Genomic DNA, 19,681 nt, shown 5'->3' with positions numbered 1-19,681 from the left:
TACTTAAAAAACAACGATCGTTTGCTGCGTTGATAAAACAGCAATTTGGTATGGCGATTTATGGTCTGTTATGACAGTCAAAGAGGGTTGTTTTTCAATGGCATCAATCAACTCATCAATAAGATAGGCGTAGTCGACGCCCAAACCTTGTGCCAGTGTGTACTGATAAATTTTAATGAAGCTTTCTTTTATTTGCCATAGTAGTTTAGCGATTATGTCACGTCGCATCATGGGTAATGATTGTAAAATTGCAATCTCGCTGTTTGAGTAAAATCGTTTCGCCACATGCCATGCGACATTGTTGTTCTCTACATCGACACCTATAGGACGATGAGGACTAATCACCACAGCGACTGTACTGCTTAATGGTACATTGATGGTTTGATTCGCATTTTCGTTGAGCTTGCTTTTGCTTTTATTGCCTGTATGACTGAAGCATACATAGTGCCCAGCCTTGACAAGACGATATGGAAAGCTAGACTCATCTAACATATCGCTAAGCGCTAGATGATCGAGTAATTGCTGTAACAACAGACGTACGCCTTGACGCTGTCGTTGGCGTTGGGTGCGAGCAATATCACCCATTGATAAATTACCTGATGGTAGATGGTATCGCCAACTACATTTGTACCATGTATCAGTATTGATATATGCAGGGTTATTAATTGGTCGTTTCAATGACTTGCTCAACCAATCTTGATGTTTAAAGTATGGGGTTTCACTCACCTGTGCGGTGGCACACCAAGTCATGGGCTGTAGCTGATTAAATCGAATATGTGTCAAGCGTAAGGTTGGCATCATGAGTGATATCGGTTGGTATAAGTTTATTTTTTGGTTTAGTAGCACGTAAAAAGCCCAGCAATATAATATCGCTGGGCTTTTATAAATCAAGTTAAGCTTACTTGATTCTGATCGACTTTACGACTCTTAGTAAGACAATTCAGCACGGCGGTTTTGTGCATAAGCGGCTTCAGTATTACCCGCAGCAGCAGGGCGCTCTTCGCCATAACTGATGACACGGATATTATTTGCAGAAACGCCTTGAGCAGCAAGATAGTTGCGTGCTGCTTGGGCACGGCGTTCGCCTAATGCGATGTTATATTCACGGCTACCGCGCTCATCAGTGTTACCTGCGATGACAACACTTGCTGATGGGTTTGAGCGAAGTAAGTTTGCATGTTGATTCAAAACACTGGCTGCTTGTGCTGTGATGTCGCTGCTATCAAAGCCAAAGTAAACAACGGCTTGGAGGTTCTGAGCACTAGCAATAATAGCATTTGAGTTATTCATTGAAATAGCGCCATTGTAGCCACTTTGACCACCTGGAATACCTAGTGGAGCCACCACAACTTCAGAGGTAGCGCTTTTGGTCGCACAACCTGTAATGGCCACAGCACTTGATAACACAGCTAGAACGGCGATCTTAGAAAAATTAATTGACATACTGAGCTCCTAAAATTTTAATTAAATTTGTTTTTTTGAACTGCTTAGGATAAAACTTAGGCAATTGCTATCTATAATATACTAAATGTTACTTTATGTAATTAGTTTTACTGTAAATAATTCTAGAATTTACATATAGATATAAAGCCTGCTACCAGCGGTGCTTCCCCCAGTTTTCAGGGTTGGCCCAGTAGTCAGCATTCAGCCAATTTGGTAGTTGTTTATAGTCATATAAATTAAATTGCCAAAGTGTGGTTGTGGCTGATGATGGTATGTTCGATTCGACTGATTCAGCTTGATTAACGATTGTCATCTCTTCAGGTTTTTCGCTCAATATATCAAATGGCGTAAAGCCATAGGCTTTTAGATCGATGGTGTTGTTGATGGCAATAAGCAGATGTGCTGAATAAAGGTCACGATAGCGCATCAATAGGGGAATATAATGCTGCAGTCGTTCCACTGATAAAGTAGGGAGCCAAAAACAGGCGAGCTCATAACGTTCAGGTGTTTGTTGTTTAGTGAGCTCTAATAGAGTTGCGACCTGCAACATATCAGAATTTGCTATTGCTACGTCATTTTTTTGATGATGCAAGTAATTTTCGAGCTGCGCTTTTACAGCTAACTGTACATTTTTATCTTCTACCACCCATAATAAATCTGTAATGTCACAGGTCTGATCAGTCGTCTTTGGAACCTCTTCTTGTGTGGCTAATGAAGGTAGCAGGGCATCAACATAATTTATTAATAGTGGTAGTGTAATATCTGAGCGGCTGGCAGCGTGCTTTGTCATATAATAGACCGTTTATAGAAAGTGAATCATGGGTGAGTCTATTAAATCATTTTAATCACTATTATCCAATCATTGATTTATGCTGTTAGCTCTATTGCTTCACTAGGTATATCGCAAGTGATGAACATAATAATATTGAGATATACACTTGAAATTTGGCAGTTTAGGTCAATTTAGTTATAAGTCTAGTCAGTCCTAATATCAGTAACAGTACCAACACTAATTTTATATTTATATCATAAAAAATAATAGGAACTCATATGTCTACCGCTGAAACCGCTGCTCAAATAATCAATCCTGAGATGCCTGATGTACCACCAACTGCACCGAGCAAAATCAATTTAAAAGACTATCAACAGCCCAGCTTCGATGTCGAGACGGTTGATCTAGATATTCAGTTGTTTGCAGAGTATGCGCAAGTCAGTAGTACGCTAAAAATGGTACGTCAAGCAGCGGGTGAGCTCGTATTGTTTGGGGAGGATTTAGAGCTGCTTACCCTCAGCATGAATGGTAATGCTTTGACTACTGAGAAATATAAACAAGAAGACGGCAAGCTCATAATAGCGGACGCGCCTGATGCAGTAACGTTAGATATTGAAGTACGTATCTGTCCGCAGACCAATACCGCACTTGAAGGGTTGTACATGGCGGGTAGTGGTGACGACACCATGTTTGTCACGCAATGCGAGCCAGAAGGCTTTCGCAAAATAACTTTTTATCCAGACCGCCCTGATGTGTTAGCGATATTTACCACGCGTCTGGAGGCGGATAAGCGCTATCCTACGCTACTGGCCAATGGTAATTTGGTTGAAGCAGGTGAGGTTGCAGATGCGCCAGACCGTCATTATGCGATCTGGCATGACCCCACCAATAAGCCAAGCTATTTGTTTGCCTGTGTCGTCGCTGACTTGGATGTATTAAGTGACATTTATACGACGAGTGAAGGCCGAGAGGTGGCACTTGAGCTATATGCAAAATCTGCTGATATTGATAAGTGTGATGTCGGTATGCAAGCGTTAAAAGATGCCATGGAGTGGGATGAGGTCAATTATGGCCGCGCGTATGACTTAGATCGTTATATGATCGTCGCGGTTAGTCAATTCAATATGGGGGCGATGGAAAATAAAGGCTTGAACATTTTTAACACAGCCTGTGTATTGTCCAGTCCTGAAACGACGACGGATTCACGCAGCTTTAGTGTCAAAGCCATCATCGCTCATGAGTATTTTCATAACTGGACAGGCAATCGTATTACTTGCCGTGATTGGTTCCAATTGTGCCTAAAAGAAGGCTTCACCGTTTATCGTGATCAATCATTTTCTGCAGACCAGCAGTCGAGCGCTGTACAGCGTATCGATGATGTCGCGACATTGCGTGCGCATCAGTTTGCAGAAGATGCCGGACCGTTGGCACACCCTGTACGCCCTGAGAGTTTTGTGGAGATTAATAACTTCTACACGACGACTGTCTATGAAAAGGGTGCTGAAATTGTGCGTATGATTGCGAATACGCTTGGGCCAGATGATTTTCGTAAAGGAACGGATGAGTATTTCCGCCGCTATGACGGTCAGGCAGTCACGGTTGAAGACTTTTTATCTGCACTCAGTATTACTGACAGCAAGATTGAAGGCTTTATTGATTGGTATCGTCAACCAGGTACACCAGTGGTCTCTGGTCATCAAGATTATGATAGCGCAGCGCAGACATTGACTATTACACTCAGTCAGCAGACCCGTCATGTCAGTGGTTTTGATGCACCAAAACCATTGCCTATTCCGGTTGCGACCGCATTATTTGATCAAGAGTCCGGTGATATTATTGCTGAGCGTATGCTCTTGTTAGATCAGGCTACACAAACCTTTACTTTTGAAAATGTGACTAGCGAACCAGTCGTATCATTGCTGCGTGATTTCAGTGCGCCAGTACAGCTTAACTATGATTATCAAGACAAAGATTTGGCATTTTTACTTCAGCATGAGACCAATGGTTTTAACCGCTGGCAGGTGACACAAATGCTGGTCAATCGTATTTTACTACAAGGTCAAGGTGCGAAAAGCAGTCCTGAAGTATATCTACAAGCATTGGCTCAGACGCTACCCGAGTTAGCTGCTAATGATGCGATGCTTGCAGCGCGATTGCTTGATATCCCCTCAGCCCAAGAGCTGGCATCGGCTATCCATAGTAATTACGATCCAGCAGTAGTCAAAGCGCAGCGTGAGGGCTTGTATCAGCAATTAGCAGAGACGTTAAAAGATCAATGGCAAACGCTTTATGAGCAGTTGCCTATGCAATCTTATGAAGACAGCGCAGCAGCCCGTGGCATTCGTGCCCTGCGAAATGTGGTGTTAGACATGGCATTGACGGCGCAAGTCAAAGATGCAGCGGCATGGGCGCAGCAGCAGTATGATAATGCGAGTTGTATGACTGAGCGTTTTGGCGCATTAAAAGCCATGGTCAATCATCAAGTTGAAAATGCTGAGAGCTACTTGGCAGATTTTTATGAGCGCTTTCAAGCCAATGATTTGGTCATCGATTTGTGGTTCAGTGTGCAAGCGTCTGCTGATACTGTTACGCCTGATGTTATCAACTCGTTGCTCGATCATAACGACTTTGATTGGAATACACCCAATCGAGTACGCTCGGTCATTAGCGCATTTACATCACAGCCAACGGCGCTGTGGACAGCAGAAGGGTTGAGTCTCTATACAGGCGTGATTAAGAAGTTAGATGACTCTAATCCTGTTTTAGCCTCACGTTTGGTACAAGTATTGGCACGCTGGAATACGTTGGCTGAACCACTTCGTCAGATGGCGCATGAGCAATTTATGGATTTGCAAAAACAAGCTTCATCAAAGCATGTACTAGAAAGCTTAAACAGCGTATTAGGCTCAGCAAGTGAGTAGGGTGTAATGATATCAAGACCTGCCATAAACACAAAAATGATGATTGACAACATGAGCCTTATTTAATTGTCATTTTTGTGACTGGTATGAAGTATTTTATCAGTGCATACGCATAAAAAACCCCGCCCGACATTATTATGTCGGGCGGGGTTTTTTAGGTATTCAATAACGGTTTGTGATGACGGTTAACGGTTAGGCAATACGTCTTTTACCATATCGCGTAGATTGTATAATGCAGTCACTGTGCTATCCCAATCTAAGCAACCGTCAGTGATAGACTTGCCATACTCGAGCTGACTTAAATCAGTCGTTAGTTTCTGATTACCACCTTTTAAGTGGCTTTCAATCATCATGCCAATAATAGATTTATTGCCATTTTGGATTTGTTCAGCGACGTTATTAATAACCATAGGCTGTAGGTACGGGTCTTTACCCGAGTTGGCATGACTTGAGTCAATCATAATCTTGCCACTGGTTTTGCCTTTAGCCAGTGCGTTTTCTGCTTCAGAAACTGCCGTTTCATCATAGTTAGGTTTGCCATTACCGCCACGCAATACCACGTGTGCATATGGGTTGCCTTTAGATTTGATGATAGATACTTTGCCGTCTGATGACAGACCTAAGAAGCTATGACCTGCTTTTACGGCTTGCATCGCGTTGACTGCGACAGTCATGCCACCATCAGTACCGTTTTTAAAGCCCACTGGGCACGATAGACCAGAGCTCATTTCGCGGTGAGTTTGGCTCTCAGTCGTACGTGCGCCAATCGCTGACCAGCTAATCAAATCTTGCATGTACTGCGGGGTGTTTGGGTCTAATGCCTCCGTCGCACAAGGCAATCCTTTTTCATTCAAATCCAGTAGCAGCTTACGAGCCATACGTAGGCCTTTTTCGATATCAAAGCTATCGTTCATATCAGGGTCGTTAATCATACCTTTCCAACCAACGGTAGTACGCGGCTTTTCAAAATATACACGCATAACCACAAAGATACTGTCTTCGATTTCTTTTGCCAATACTGCCAAACGATCGGCATATTCGTGGGCGGCTTTGATATCGTGGATAGAACAAGGACCGATGACTACAAACAGGCGTTTGTCTTTACCATCCAAGATATCTTGGATGGTATTTCGACCTTTTAAAACCGTTTGATAGGCTTTGTCTGATAAAGGTAGCTCAGTTTTTAGCTCAGCTGGAGTGACTAAGGGGATGAATTGTTCAATATTCACGTCATCAATATCTGCATTATGGGTAGCTGGTGTCGTCATGATTATATCGTCTAGCTAAATTATAGGAACAATCATTATGCGGACAAAACAAGCGGTTGACAAGGGTAGTCGATGAGTTTATTGACTCATAACTGGAATGATAAAAACAAAACTTAGTTATACTTGTATATTTTTCATTTTGAATTGGCATCTATCGATAGCAAACTTCTATTTATTATAAAATACAAACGTTGCCTTTAAATCACTATAACACTACTTTTATCAGCTAATTTAGCTATTTATACCATCGTCACGTATGATGGCAACATAAATGGTATCTCTCGTGTCTTGCATGTTCGTGGATCACAGCATTTTGGCGTAGAGAATATCTTATAATACGATTTATTTATCATTTACCTTATTTTGATAAACCACTATATTTTTACTATTTCAATATTGAGAGCGTGTCATGACAGATTTTGTAACAGCTGATACACATACTGGTCTAGCAGCACAGACAGGGGCTAACCCTCAGCTTTCTGAGTTGAAGGCTGGGCCACTAGTCATCGGTATCGTTGCAGGCGAAGTTTCAGGTGACAGCTTGGGTGCAGATTTTATGCAGCAGATGAATAACTTGCGCGATGATATTGTCTGGGTAGGTGTGGGCGGTAGCAAGATGCAAGCGCAAGGGCTACAAAGCATCTTTCCTTTGTCACGTTTGGCAGTGATGGGTTTAGTAGAAGTCATGTCACAGCTACCTGATTTGCTAAAAGCGCGGCGTGAGTTGTTGAGCGCATTTAAATTGGTTGATATCGATTGGTTTGTCGGTATTGATGCACCTGATTTTAATCTTAGAGTGTCTAAAAAATTAAAGCCACAAGGCATATTTTGTGTGCAGTATGTCAGCCCTTCTATTTGGGCGTGGCGCGAGTCGCGTATTCATAATATTAAAGCCGCGACCAACCTAGTACTTTGCCTATTTCCCTTTGAGCTATCCGTATATGAGCGCCATAATCATCCTGCCATCTGTGTTGGTCATCCGCTACTGCACACCATTGATCAGACAGTGTTAGAGGTTCCAATCAATCAGCGCCGTAGCGAGTTGGTTTGGCACAATGATGGCTTACAACAGTTTTTTGTTGAACGATTTGATGATGTTAGTCAGCTGATCTGTGTGATGCCAGGCTCTAGACGCGGAGAGATTACGGCTATTTTGCCATTGATGTTAGATGGTATTCAAAAGCTCATACTGCTAGATCCTAAGCTGTGTTTTATCATTCCAACGGTTGACCAAAATCATCAATATATTGTTCAAGAGGTAATAGACAAACGCTCAGAGCAGCTTCGTGCCGCAATCGTCGTGGTATACGACGATAGCCAGCCAACATTTAGTCAGCAGGCGATGGCTGCATCAGATATTGTGATGCTAGCATCTGGTACGGCAACGTTAGAAGCAATGCTATTGGAACGGCCAATGGTGGTGGTTTATCAATTAAACAAGCTAACTTATCAGATAGCCAAACGCTTAGTGAAAGTGCCTTATGTGGCACTGCCCAACATCTTGGCGGGTACTGCAATCGTTCCTGAGCTGATTCAAGAGCAGGCAAGTGGCAATAATATTTGTCGTACGGTCATGCGCTTATTACAACCACGTGCCTATGCTGAGCAACTAAACGACCTCGTGGCTACGAAGCAATCGCTGCAACAGCAGAGTAACCATAGCCCCGCCAATAGCGTGATTGAGCAATGGTTTATGCAAGAGAATAATTAGGGTATGTTCTCAACACCTACTATATTTTAAATGATCTAAGCATGATTAGATTTTTATCACCATTTTCTAAGTGGGGCACATCCTAGGGCGTGTCCTCAATTCAAACGAGTGTCCTCTAAATGGGCTAAAAATAGCTAAATTTTGTCAAACATCGTCAAATAGTTGGTCAATATCTTGATATTATCTGCACTATTTTCCTCATTTGACGGCAATTTATCTCATTTTTATCACCATTTTTAAAATGAGGACACGCCCTAATACAAATGAGATTAATTGACTATTTTGATAAAAAGACATCACATGACTATGAATAATCAGCACTGTACTGAAAGCACTATGACACCGATTGAAATGAGCATTCAGGCAATTGACATAAAAGGTCAATATATCCAATTGGCAGCACCCATTCATTTATTTGGGGGGCTCAATGTCACAGAGCTGTTGGCTCAATATTCGAGTACGGCCAGTCAAAAATTAACACAGTCAGCACTACAGATTGGTGTTGATGAGGCAGGACGTGGGCCATTACTTGGAAGCGTCAATGTTGCTGCTGCGATATTACCTGAGAATGGGTCAGGATTGATAGAAGATCACCCGTTAAAGAACACACCGCTGTCGATACTGACGGATTCTAAAAAGCTGAGTGAAAAAAAGAGAGATGTATTGTATCCGCTGGTTCAGCAGTATGCAGTTGGCTATGTCGTTGCTAACATCCCTGCCGCGGTTATCGATCAAGTCAATATATTACAAGCGACCATGTTAGGTATGCGTTTGTGTAGCGAAACCTTGATAGAGGCTATTGCTCAACATTTTGCCATGGTTTTTGAAGTGGAAGTAGGGGCTGCGAATCCGTTGCAAGTTGAGGTGTTGTTCGATGGTAATCGTTGCCCAGAGTTGAATTACGCCAACCTTGGTAAGTGTGGTGTAGGGCAGGCGAATATCGATTGCCAAGCTTGGGTGAAGGGCGATGCGCGTCATACTGCTATTGCTGCAGCCAGCATATTGGCAAAAGTAAGCCGTGATCAAGCCATGTATGCGCTCGATGCTCAGCACCCAGAGTATGGAATTGCGAAGCACAAAGGTTATCCGACGCGTGCACACATGGAGGCGATTGAAACACATGGCGTACTACCTGAGCATAGGCGTAGTTTTGCACCTGTTCGCAAAGTACTAGAAAGCTAGTGCATATCCTTATGGTCAATACATTATCAATAGCCTAAGCAATTTTGTATTGATTACAATTAACGTACGTTAACCTCTAAAACGACGAGTTTGGTTTTTGTAAAAACACTTCTTCCTCATAGGTGGATTCGCGATCTAACATATTATTGCGATGAGGATAACGCCCAAACTTATCAATGATTTCTTTATGGCGATGTTCAAAGTCTAAAGTCGTTGCATCATTCAGTTGTTGAAATAGCGGCAGATAGCGATCGTGAATAACTGCTGATTCAGAGTGCATAAATGGCATAATTATAAACTTACGCCACTCCATCGGCAGCGAATCAAAGTAGGGCTGTTGACTGGCTTCTTGTGCCAAAACGATTGCCATACCATCCTGTGCAAAGGCGGTAGTTTGTCCGCGATACAGGTTACGTGAAAACTGATCTAAAATAATGATTTCTGCCAATCGTCCCGCCAGTGCTGTAATCGCGCTGTTGTTGTCTGTCGACAGTTCTACGACTCGCCACGTTCCATATTCACCGAGTTTCGCTGCCTGCCAAATGCCGCTAAATCTACTTTTTATTTGTTTGTCAAAGTGACTGTTTTGTTTGAACCAATAAGGTTCGTTTCTTTTGTCAAACCAAAAGTCTAAGACAGCACGTGCATCAGGATTGAGATGGCTCAAATCAATATTTTTAGGATCTAATAAAGATGCTTGAGTCTTGCTAACAGAGGATGAGTAATCGGTTGAAAGTGCCATAAACTATTCTAATCATGATAAATTTAGTCTACTATAGCGAAAAATATTATTCGCTACTGTTATCAAATGCTATCGGGTGAACCCTCATGAATACATCGTCTACTAATCCATCTTTTCACAAACCTACCAGCCCGTCTATCAGCGTACCAACGCCGTACTACTTGCTTGATGAAGCGGCTATTGTGGCTAATATGCAGATTATTGCGCGATTGTGTGAGTTGTCAGGTGCCAAAGCCTTGCTCGCGTTAAAATGCTTTGCGACATGGGGTGTATTTGATGTGATGCAGCCATACTTGCATGGTACAACTTCGTCATCACTCAATGAAGTCCGTCTGGGCTATGAAACTTTTGGTAACAACAGTGCTGACAATGAAACAAGCAACGAAGTAAGTCAAGAAGCAAGCGATAAAGACAAAAAAGAAACGCATGCCTATAGCGTGGCGTATAGTGCAGATGAAATTCCTGAGGTATTAAAATACGCGGATAAAATCATCTTTAACTCTATCTCGCAGCTTAATGCTTTTGGCGAGCAGGCACGTGCACAAGACATTCCTGTCGGTCTGCGTCTAAACCCAAAAACCAGTAACTCGTCGTTTATTATTGCCGATCCAGCTCGTCCTTTTAGCCGTTTGGGTGAGCATGATAAAGCTAAGATTGCAGCGGTACTTGGTGACATCACTGGCGTTATGATTCATAACAACTGTGAAAATGACAGCTTTGAAGCGTTTAGTGACAGTCTGGCGGATATTGAAAACAGATTTGGCGATATTCTGGCGCAATTAGAGTGGGTAAGTTTAGGCGGTGGTATTCATTTTATCGCGCCTGATTATCCACTAGAAAAGCTCGCTGAAAGGTTAAAAGCATTTAGCGAACAATATGGCGTGCAAGTTTACCTTGAGCCGGGTGAGGCGAGCATTCATGGTGCTGGCTCGTTGGTCACGACTGTATTAGATACCATGCATAATGAAAAGCATCTTGCTGTAGTTGACTCATCTATTGAGGCACATATGCTTGATTTACTGATTTATCGCGAGTCAGCACCCATTGCCGCTATCAATAATACAGCAATGGATATCGCTCCTATTGGTCATTCAGTGATTGAGACGTCAGAATCTGTTATCGACAGTGAGATAGACAGTACGCTCATTTATGGTCGTTCTTGTTTGGCAGGAGATATTTTTGGTGAGTACGACTTACCAAGTAATTTACAGATAGGCGATCAGATTACCTTTGGTAATGCCGCAGGTTACACCATGGTAAAGAAAAACTGGTTCAATGGTGTTAACATGCCAGCTATCGTTATTCGTCGTCTTGACGGCTCGATTGATGTACAGCGTGAGTTTGACTATCAGGATTATAAGGCAAGCTTGTCTTAACATCTAGAATTGATTGTTAGCCAGCGTTATACTTACATTGTTAATAAGATTGATATTTATTCACGAATTTCTGCCAAAAATAGATTAAAAAATTGTTATAATCGCTTCGGGCAAACAATCATTGGCAGAAAATGATACTTGTCCGACGGGTGCGTGGGTTTTCCTCGGTCTTCCTTTTTAATTCACGCATATCATTCACTCGTTTCTGTTTTGCATAGCCAGTATTAATGGTATCGACAGGGACACAAAGGAGGATTTTTCATTGAACATAAACCAACAAACTAAAGCCAGTAAAAAAGACGTGCTCATCATTGGCGCGGGCGGTGTCGCTCAAGTGGTTGCGCATAAATGTGCCATGCATAATGACGTGCTTGGCAATATTCATATTGCGTCGCGCACGGTAGATAAATGTGATTCTATCGCCCAAAGTGTGCAAGAGAAAGGTAGCTTTAAGCAGCCAGCGACTTTGCATACGCACCAAATCGATGCCATGGATATCCCTGCGCTGATACAGCTGATAAAAGACACAGGCATCCAAATCGTCATTAATGTTGGCTCACCTTTTTTGAATATGAGTGTGCTAGAAGCTTGTATCGAAACGGAAGTTGCTTATATTGATACGGCTATTCACGAAGACCCTCGTAAGATTTGTGAGACGCCGCCATGGTATAACAACTATGAGTGGCAGCGTAAGCAGCGTTGTGCGGACAAGAAAATCACAGCTATCTTAGGTGCAGGATTCGATCCCGGTATGGTCAACGCTTATGCGCGTCTTGGCTATGACATGATGGATGCAGGCTCAGTCACAGACATCGATATCATCGATATCAATGCTGGTAGCCATGGCAAATATTTCGCTACTAATTTTGATCCTGAGATTAACTTCCGTGAGTTCACCGGTACGGTTTACTCTTGGCAAGACCGTAAGTGGCAGTCAAACAAAATGTTTGAAGTAAAGCGTACGGATGATCTACCTGTCGTAGGGATGCAAAACAGCTATCTGAGTGGACATGACGAGATTCACTCGTTGTCAGCCAACTTGGACGTGCCAAACATTCGCTTTTGGATGGGTTTTGGTGAGCACTATATCAATGTCTTTACCGTGCTTCAGAGCTTAGGTCTATTGTCTGAGCAGCCTGTTATGACGGCTGAAGGGCAAGAAGTCATTCCACTAAAAGTGGTGAAAGCGGTACTACCAGATCCAAGCTCTTTAGCAGCAGAATATACGGGCAAAACTTGTATCGGTGACAAGGTTAAAGGCAAGATAGATGGCGTAGATAGTGAGGTATTTATCTATAATGTCTCTGACCATAAAGACGCCTTTGAAGCCATGGGTAGCCAAGGTATTTCTTATACTGCGGGTGTGCCACCTGTCGCGGCTGCCATGCTTATTGCTACCGGTGAATGGGATGCAGGCAAGATGGTCAACGTCGAAGAGCTTGATGCCAAGCCACTTATCAATCTATTGAATAAGATTGGTTTGCCAACTCGTATTAAAGACGAGAATGGCGATAGAGCGCTTGAATTTGATATTTAGCTTGAATTTAATATCTGGTTAGTCGTAATTTGTATCCCAAAGCCCCTTTGACTCAATAGTGAGTCAGAGGGGCTTTTTTTGTTTCTACAAAATTTTGGGTTCAAGGGTTTGCAGAAATGTTAAGCCGTTGTTAGGCATTCAATTTATAAAGTTTAAATGAGAATGATTTTTAATATCCTTAATAAGGAAAGTAAGGTAGTATTTCACCTTTGTATCATTTGCTAGGACACGCCCTAGAAATCTTGTAACGGTAGAGGTTAGATATTTGTCAGTGAATAGAATAAGGAGCAATGGATGACATACACACGATTTTTCTCTAATAAATGGGCGATAGCAGGATTTACTTGTTTGTTATATTCGACGTCATTTTCGGCATTTGGTTCGGAGTCAGCGATGCTAACGATTGAAAATTCTTTGAAGGGTGAGCTAAGCAATCTCAACAGTGAAAATAGTAATGCTAAGTCACAGTCACAGCATAAGTCATTAGACATAAGAGTTCCCTGTGAAAAAGGCGATTATCTAACTGGGTATGTGGAAAGTGGTAAAAATATGGTGACGATGGATATCATCGATGCCACAGGAAAATTATCGCGCCGTTTGGTTGATCATAAAAGTGGCAAACAAAAATTCTATTCAGTAGCCGAAAACTGCCCAGAGACGTGGCGACTGTCTGGCTCAGGTGCTTATCAGATAGTGCTCGAACAACGTATTAGTTTGGCTGAGCAGGATTTAGAAGGCTCTTTAGGAAATTCTTTAGAAAGTTCTGATACGTTACTCAGCCCAAAAGTATCTGCATTACGTGAATCACTGCAAAAGGGTGAGAGTACTGACAGTTTTTGGTCAGATGTAGAAGCATTAGGCACGCCGCTGATCGAAGAGACACCTTCGGGCACCTTGATGACGTTTTTGGCGCGAGGCGACTATCGTAATATCAAGCTAATGGGTGGCCCGTCCAATAATCATGATGCATTGCAACGATTGGCGGACTCTGATACTTGGTACAAAAGTTTTATTGTGCCAAACAATACGCATTTATCTTATCAAATCGCTCCAAATGTACCTCAGCCACCATTGTCTGGGCGTGCCCGTAGAATTGCCATAAAAGCCGTGGCTCAGGCCGATCCTTATAATCATCATGCATGGCCTGATTCAGCAATCGACAAGTACACAACCAAATCTACTGTTACGTTAAAAGATGCGCCAAAAAGGCCTTGGGTAGATGTGCAAAAAGAAACCCCCAAAGGCGAGCTTTCTACTTTTAAGTTTACCAGCAGTACGTTAGACAATACCCGTGACATTACTATCTATTCTCCTGCTCTTGATGACAGCCAAAATAATAGAGACGATGCGGTGTTGCTGTATATATTTGATGCCGAGTCATATATCGACACTGTTGGATTGCCAACGATATTAGATAATTTAATCGCAGAAGGTGAGATTCCACCGGTGACGGCAGTGCTTATCAGTAATCCTGATGGTGATGCCCGTGCGCGTGAATTGCCTGCCAATCCTGTATTTGCAGATGTATTGGCCAATGAGCTGGTGCCGCAAGTAAATAAACGGTTGCCAGTAGCGATACCAAAGGACAGAACGGTCATTGCAGGGTCTAGCTATGGCGGATTGGCTGCCACGACGATTGCGCTACGTCATCCTGATATATTTGGCAACGTTATCTCTATGTCTGGGTCTTACTGGTGGAAGCCAAAGGAGCAAATCGCAGATGATAAGCACTTTGTGGCGTCTGAAGTTATCAGAATGGATAAAGTACCTGTTCGGTTTTTTTTGAGTGCTGGCGTGTTTGAAACGGCTCGTGGGGAAAGTAGTAGCAATGGTATATTGGGAACCAATCGTCATCTGCGTGATGTGTTATTGGCAAAAGGGTATGACACTCGTTATGAAGAGTATGGTGCAGGGCATGATTACTTTTCTTGGCGAGGAATAATAGCAGATGGTTTGATATCGCTTTTTGGGTCTGAGGAAAAGAAGTAGCTAAGGCGTGTTTTTAAATAATCAAATCCTCATGCATGATTAGAATCCTAGATACGCTACATTTCAATGCAGTATCAAAAATTATTTATGATGAATGAGGTTTGATCTTATATTTTACTAATGGGAATAAGTATGGATATGGATGAGGTGTTCGCTGCTATAGCAGGTGAAACATTAGAAATTCATCAGGAAAAATATAAGTTAAGCTCAAGAATATCAAGTGAGGCAAGTCATTATATGGAAACAGATTCTTCAGATTGGCCACCCATTACCTTTAATTGGGATTTGTCAGAAGAAGGTGGACGTTTCTCTTTAGATGGTGAAAATGAATTAAGTTTTAAAACTCAATATCCAGAAGGTTTGATATTGGGAAAAGTTAAATTAGATGCTCTAGATAAAAAACTATGCCATTTTAGCCGTAGAGACGAAGGTGAGCTGTGGACGGTAGGGTCTAAAAGTAGCTTGGCATATTTGATTGTCTATTTATCTGAAAAAAGACCTATATCGCCGCCACTGGTAAAACCTCACCTTATGGGCGAGGTTATGTTAATGGGCGGACATCACCGGTATGCTATCGCAAAAGAAATAGGAGAAAAATATATTCCCATTTATGTTGAGCCAAAGTATAGAAAAGAAATCGATAAACTTATGGAAATAGACTGGCTTAGCTAGAGTAGTGAAATACGCACTGTATGCTATATAAGCTTTTTAATGACAGCGTAATTATATTTTCTTCATTAACTTTCACTAGGATTATATTCTCTCAACGCCGCAATACGGTCATCCAGCGTTGGGTGCGAGCGGAATAGATTGGCAATACTAAAGCCTTGCGTTTGCCCAGATGAAATCGCAAATGCTTTCATACTCTCAGGCATTTGGTCGGGGCGCTGTGCAGAAGGACGTAACGCATCAAGCGCACTGATCATTTTTTCACGGCTGGCAAGTTTTGCCCCCATTTGATCCGCACGAAATTCACGTAAGCGTGAAAACCACATCACGATGGCAGACGCCAAAAACCCAAGCAGAATATCCATCACAATACTGGTGATGAAATAACCAATACCTGGGCGACCACTGGTGTTTTTAAATACAGTACGGTCAACGAAACTACCGATAATACGTGCGAAGAACATCACAAAAGCGTTAACCACGCCTTGAATGAGGGCAAGCGTGATCATATCGCCATTGGCCACATGACCAATCTCATGCGCCAATACCGCCTCGACTTCATCTTGATTCATATTCTGTAGTAGACCAGACGACACTGCCACCAGCGCCTTGTTTTTATTCCAGCCAGTCGCAAAAGCATTTGGTTGCGAATTATTAAAAATACCGACCTCAGGCATACCGATTTTTACTGCTTTGGCTTGTTTGGTGACCGTATCGATCAGCCATTGCTCAGTAGCGTTGCGCGGGGATTCTATGACGACCGTACCCGTTGATCTTTTCGCCATCCACTTTGATATAAATAGCGATACCATCGAGCCAACCATACCGTAGATACCACACATAATGGCAAGGCTAACATAATTAAGCCCGCCTGCACCGTGCACACCGCCAAGCCCGAAAAACCTCGATAAAATACCAAACACAATGCTAAATACCACAATCACTGCTAAGTTGGTCAATAAAAATAATCCAATGCGCATCATGACGCTAACTTCCTATGTAAAGTGTCGGTATTACCTCGATAGACGGTTATCTAAGAGGTTTTTTTGCTATAGTCAAGTCCATATAAATCCGCTACATCGTTATCCTCGCTAAGCATACTAATGTATCACTTGCACTCGGCTTCCTTGTATCGAAATTATTTGAATTCAACTATATAATAGATTTTACGGTGATTCTGGCTGTTATGTCATTTTAACCAGGGTGTCTTGGGTAATGACAATGGCGCTCACATCGACTATCGAATCGACTGTGTTAAATACTATTGTAAACAAAAGAACGTATGGCGATTGATTTAATTATTATAAATTGGAGTGATTATTATGGCGAACCGTAGTTATCTGTACTCGACCAACATTATCCCCGAACCAAATCAAGATGATAGTAGCCGTGTGCTAACTGGTATTTCAGAATATAATTATGACATTCCAATCGTCTTTAAAGTTTTGCTTTCTGGTAATCCGCAAGCCTGTCTATCAGTGATTTGGGAAAACTCTGAAAAGATTGCTCTCATTGGGGATTATGCCAGTGGTTTGCAAAACCTTGAAGCATTCTTAGCAGGTATTATGTTACCTGCTGCTCAGGCCCCAATTATAGAAGCGCTTGAATTTTTGAAAATGCCTGAGAACCAAAATCAGTATTTTATTTTGGAGTGTGGCGAGATTTTTGAGATGAGTGAGACGCCAGTAGAAGCGCAAAATTTGGCACTTCTCAATCAAGTACAGAACCTGCAGCCTGAGATAGAGGCAGCATATCAGTCACTGTTGTCGCCTGCGCCAGTAGTGAGCGAGCAGCCTAAACCTATTGGGTTTTGGGCAAAACTATTCGGTCGCAGCCTAACACCACCGCCATTATTGCCTACGAATAACTCAGAACAAGCCATCTACGATCTCGGCCTTGGACTTTGGTCAAATATTCTGTATTTTGACTTTTCTGAAGAAGATGATGGCCAAGATTAATCTTTAGAAATACTGTTAGTACTTTGTGTGTTATAAGCTGGATGGACTATTTTTTTTAATAAGAAGTCGACATGTTTTTTAGAAACAATTTTTTATATAGATAAGTCATTATAAAATTGATTATTCATCTTCGTCATAGGAAGTTGAACTGTATTGTTTCATTCTGCTAAATCAAGGTCTTGCAACTCACGCTTAACTTTGAAAGACGTCTCGTATCATAAGTATTAATCGTTAAATACTTCTTTTCATCCAAATGTAGATTCCTAGCAGGGTGCCATTGAGTGTCGAGCGAGTTTATGTGATGTTCTATGTCTGAAGTACATTGCGGATCAAGTGCCGCTTGCCAAAGCCGTAAGTGTGCATTGGCATCTTGAAGGTTGTGCTGATAAAACGTGTAATTTGGCATTAGCAAATTGAGAAAATCACTACCGATTCTGTTAAATAGGATAGGGCTATACTCTTCTATTGTTGGAGTCTGCATTGGTAAGTCCTCAGCCACTTTTTCAAGCCATGTAGTTTTACAATAAGGGCGCTCCCACTGGTTGATCTGTTTTATACTTGCACGGCGACTAAATAGTATAGGAATACTAGCTGTTCCCACTATCTCATTTATGAGAGGTTGATTTTCGGACTTAACCAAAGGACACATCGAAATGTTATCTGTGGTCATTGGTTGCAATGCGTTTTTGCAATTTTGAGGTAATGGGTTAGATGAGGTTGCCAAAATATCAAGTTGGCTGTGTAATATAGATTTACCAATCATTGATGATATTAAGCTTTGTTGTGAAGTTATGAGTGATTTTCCAAAAGCTATATCTTCACAAATTTGTGCTGATACCTGCTCTGAGTTTCCTGATTTTTGGGAATCATGATATGCAAGGGCATTTTTCGTTAATAACGGTGTAGGTAGCATCTGATAACTAGGTAAATGCATCCCCAACAACTGTAAATGGCTTGGAAATATACTCTTTAGCTGACGACTGTCACTTTGCCGTAATTTATCGATATCTATTAAGACAGGCTTTAGTTTTTTTATGCTTTGGCGGTAAGGTTTTGGGTTTTTACTTATTTGTGTAAGGCAATCTTCTGATGCGTTGATGTCACATAATGTCATATCTCGTATGTCGATGCTAGGATAATCATCACGCTTAGACTTTGGGGTAGGGTCCGTCGTTTGATTGAAAAAAGTAGAGTCTATACGTTTTTGCTGATACTTCTCAAACGCGGCAATATCTTGCGCTACTACATTAGCGCGTTGGTGCTTAGGAATGTCATAACCAAGCAGATATAGTGTAGTTGTAGGAGATTCTGCATGGACTGAAGTTGATAATGCTAACAAGCCAGTCATTAAAATTCTAATGTATAGCTTCATGTTTTTCTTCTTTATGATATATATGTTCAAGTATTTTGTTCTAAAACTAACATTAGTCAATTAAAAATAACAGCATGTCAGCAAAAAAGAGTCGTCTTGATAAACTTTATCAATTGTACTTTCTCTTGATATAAGATTTTTACTTGAGTTCTTATATAAATTTAATAGAAATAAAAAAGGCCTAATCATGAACGTTCTAGAGCTCAAAATCCCACCTGTAGCGCAAGTTATTATTACAGCAGCTGTTATGTATGGCGCTTCTAGAATTATACCTGGTTTACAGTTCGATTTTGATGGATCAAATACGCTGGCGATTGGTCTGAGTATCATAGGGTTGGGCAGTGGAATCATGGGTGTGGCTCAATTTAAAAAAGTACAAACCACTGTGAATCCGCATACGCCAGAAAAATCTACAAACCTAGTAACACGTGGTATTTATCAATACACCCGAAACCCAATGTATTTAGGATTGGTACTTATCCTATTAGGTTGGGCTTTTTATCTGTCTCACTTTTTATCATTTGTGCCAGTGCCTGTTTTTATGATTTATATGACGCGCTTTCAAATCAAACCAGAAGAAAGAATGATGACACAAAAGTTTGGTATAGAGTATCAGGATTATATAGCTAAAGTACGCAGGTGGATATAAGTAATATAAAGTTTTAAGATATACAAATGTTTGTCTTTAATGTTTAGTCAATACTGTCTCGTACTATTAAAGCGATTTAAAAAAGGCCTTAT

At 41.6% G+C, this 19,681-nt stretch carries 16 protein-coding genes; 9 read left to right on the top strand and 7 right to left on the bottom strand.

Annotated elements, in window-relative coordinates:
- Positions 1-3: 3 nt before the first annotated feature.
- The 3 genes from ACT3QP_RS01620 to ACT3QP_RS01610 form a co-directional block, all read right to left on the bottom strand.
- A complete protein-coding gene (locus ACT3QP_RS01620) occupies positions 4-801 on the bottom strand; it encodes a 4'-phosphopantetheinyl transferase family protein (protein ID WP_444524207.1) in 798 nt (265 codons plus the stop codon).
- Between the two features lie 126 nt (positions 802-927).
- A complete protein-coding gene (gene pal / locus ACT3QP_RS01615) occupies positions 928-1,443 on the bottom strand; it encodes a peptidoglycan-associated lipoprotein Pal (protein ID WP_444524206.1) in 516 nt (171 codons plus the stop codon).
- 151 nt (positions 1,444-1,594) lie between these two features.
- Positions 1,595-2,233, bottom strand: coding sequence for a DUF6231 family protein (locus ACT3QP_RS01610; RefSeq protein ID WP_444524205.1), 639 nt, complete (start codon positions 2,231-2,233; stop codon positions 1,595-1,597).
- Positions 2,234-2,535: 302 nt separating this feature from the next.
- Between ACT3QP_RS01610 and pepN the strand changes: the two genes are divergently transcribed.
- Complete coding sequence (gene pepN / locus ACT3QP_RS01605) at positions 2,536-5,136, top strand: aminopeptidase N (protein WP_444524247.1); 2,601 nt, start codon at positions 2,536-2,538, stop codon at positions 5,134-5,136.
- 185 nt (positions 5,137-5,321) lie between these two features.
- On the opposite strand, the gene ACT3QP_RS01600 is transcribed toward pepN, so the two are convergent.
- A complete protein-coding gene (locus tag ACT3QP_RS01600; RefSeq protein WP_444524204.1) occupies positions 5,322-6,404 on the bottom strand; it encodes a 3-deoxy-7-phosphoheptulonate synthase in 1,083 nt (360 codons plus the stop codon).
- A 409-nt stretch (positions 6,405-6,813) separates the two neighbouring features.
- Here ACT3QP_RS01600 and lpxB point away from each other — a divergent pair, with 409 nt between their 5' ends.
- Positions 6,814-8,115: a lipid-A-disaccharide synthase gene (gene lpxB / locus ACT3QP_RS01595; protein WP_444524203.1), complete on the top strand. Its 1,302-nt coding sequence runs from the start codon at positions 6,814-6,816 to the stop codon at positions 8,113-8,115.
- A 300-nt stretch (positions 8,116-8,415) separates the two neighbouring features.
- Positions 8,416-9,297, top strand: coding sequence for a ribonuclease HII (locus tag ACT3QP_RS01590; protein WP_444524202.1), 882 nt, complete (start codon positions 8,416-8,418; stop codon positions 9,295-9,297).
- Positions 9,298-9,373: 76 nt separating this feature from the next.
- On the opposite strand, the gene ACT3QP_RS01585 is transcribed toward ACT3QP_RS01590, so the two are convergent.
- A complete protein-coding gene (locus ACT3QP_RS01585) occupies positions 9,374-10,039 on the bottom strand; it encodes a DUF924 family protein (protein WP_444524201.1) in 666 nt (221 codons plus the stop codon).
- Positions 10,040-10,125: 86 nt separating this feature from the next.
- Here ACT3QP_RS01585 and ACT3QP_RS01580 point away from each other — a divergent pair, with 86 nt between their 5' ends.
- From ACT3QP_RS01580 to ACT3QP_RS01565, 4 genes are all read left to right on the top strand, one after another.
- Positions 10,126-11,415, top strand: a complete 1,290-nt coding sequence (locus ACT3QP_RS01580; protein ID WP_444524200.1) for a carboxynorspermidine decarboxylase — start codon at positions 10,126-10,128, stop codon at positions 11,413-11,415.
- A 262-nt stretch (positions 11,416-11,677) separates the two neighbouring features.
- Positions 11,678-12,952, top strand: a complete 1,275-nt coding sequence (locus ACT3QP_RS01575) for a saccharopine dehydrogenase NADP-binding domain-containing protein (protein ID WP_444524199.1) — start codon at positions 11,678-11,680, stop codon at positions 12,950-12,952.
- 294 nt (positions 12,953-13,246) lie between these two features.
- Complete coding sequence (locus ACT3QP_RS01570; protein ID WP_444524198.1) at positions 13,247-14,941, top strand: alpha/beta hydrolase-fold protein; 1,695 nt, start codon at positions 13,247-13,249, stop codon at positions 14,939-14,941.
- Positions 14,942-15,073: 132 nt separating this feature from the next.
- On the top strand, positions 15,074-15,613 hold the full coding sequence (locus ACT3QP_RS01565) for a hypothetical protein (RefSeq protein ID WP_444524197.1): 540 nt from the start codon (positions 15,074-15,076) through the stop codon (positions 15,611-15,613).
- A gap of 65 nt (positions 15,614-15,678) precedes the next feature.
- Here the strand turns inward: ACT3QP_RS01565 and htpX are convergent, their stop codons facing one another.
- Entirely contained in the window at positions 15,679-16,593 is a 915-nt protein-coding gene (gene htpX, locus ACT3QP_RS01560; RefSeq protein WP_444524196.1) for a protease HtpX, read from the bottom strand.
- Between the two features lie 339 nt (positions 16,594-16,932).
- On the opposite strand from htpX, the gene ACT3QP_RS01555 reads away from it, so the two are divergent.
- The gene (locus tag ACT3QP_RS01555; protein WP_444524195.1) at positions 16,933-17,568 is read left to right on the top strand and encodes a DUF7822 domain-containing protein; all 636 of its coding nucleotides are present in this window, start codon (positions 16,933-16,935) and stop codon (positions 17,566-17,568) included.
- Between the two features lie 166 nt (positions 17,569-17,734).
- On the opposite strand, the gene ACT3QP_RS01550 is transcribed toward ACT3QP_RS01555, so the two are convergent.
- A complete protein-coding gene (locus ACT3QP_RS01550) occupies positions 17,735-18,940 on the bottom strand; it encodes a hypothetical protein (RefSeq protein WP_444524194.1) in 1,206 nt (401 codons plus the stop codon).
- Positions 18,941-19,127: 187 nt separating this feature from the next.
- On the opposite strand from ACT3QP_RS01550, the gene ACT3QP_RS01545 reads away from it, so the two are divergent.
- On the top strand, positions 19,128-19,589 hold the full coding sequence (locus ACT3QP_RS01545) for a methyltransferase family protein (RefSeq protein ID WP_444524193.1): 462 nt from the start codon (positions 19,128-19,130) through the stop codon (positions 19,587-19,589).
- The last annotated feature ends 92 nt before the right edge of the window (positions 19,590-19,681 follow it).

The organism is Psychrobacter sp. AOP7-B1-24 (genome assembly GCF_052376215.1).
GTDB lineage: Bacteria > Pseudomonadota > Gammaproteobacteria > Pseudomonadales > Moraxellaceae > Psychrobacter.
Note: the sequence above shows the minus strand (reverse complement) of the source record. Positions and strands in the feature narration are given on the sequence as shown.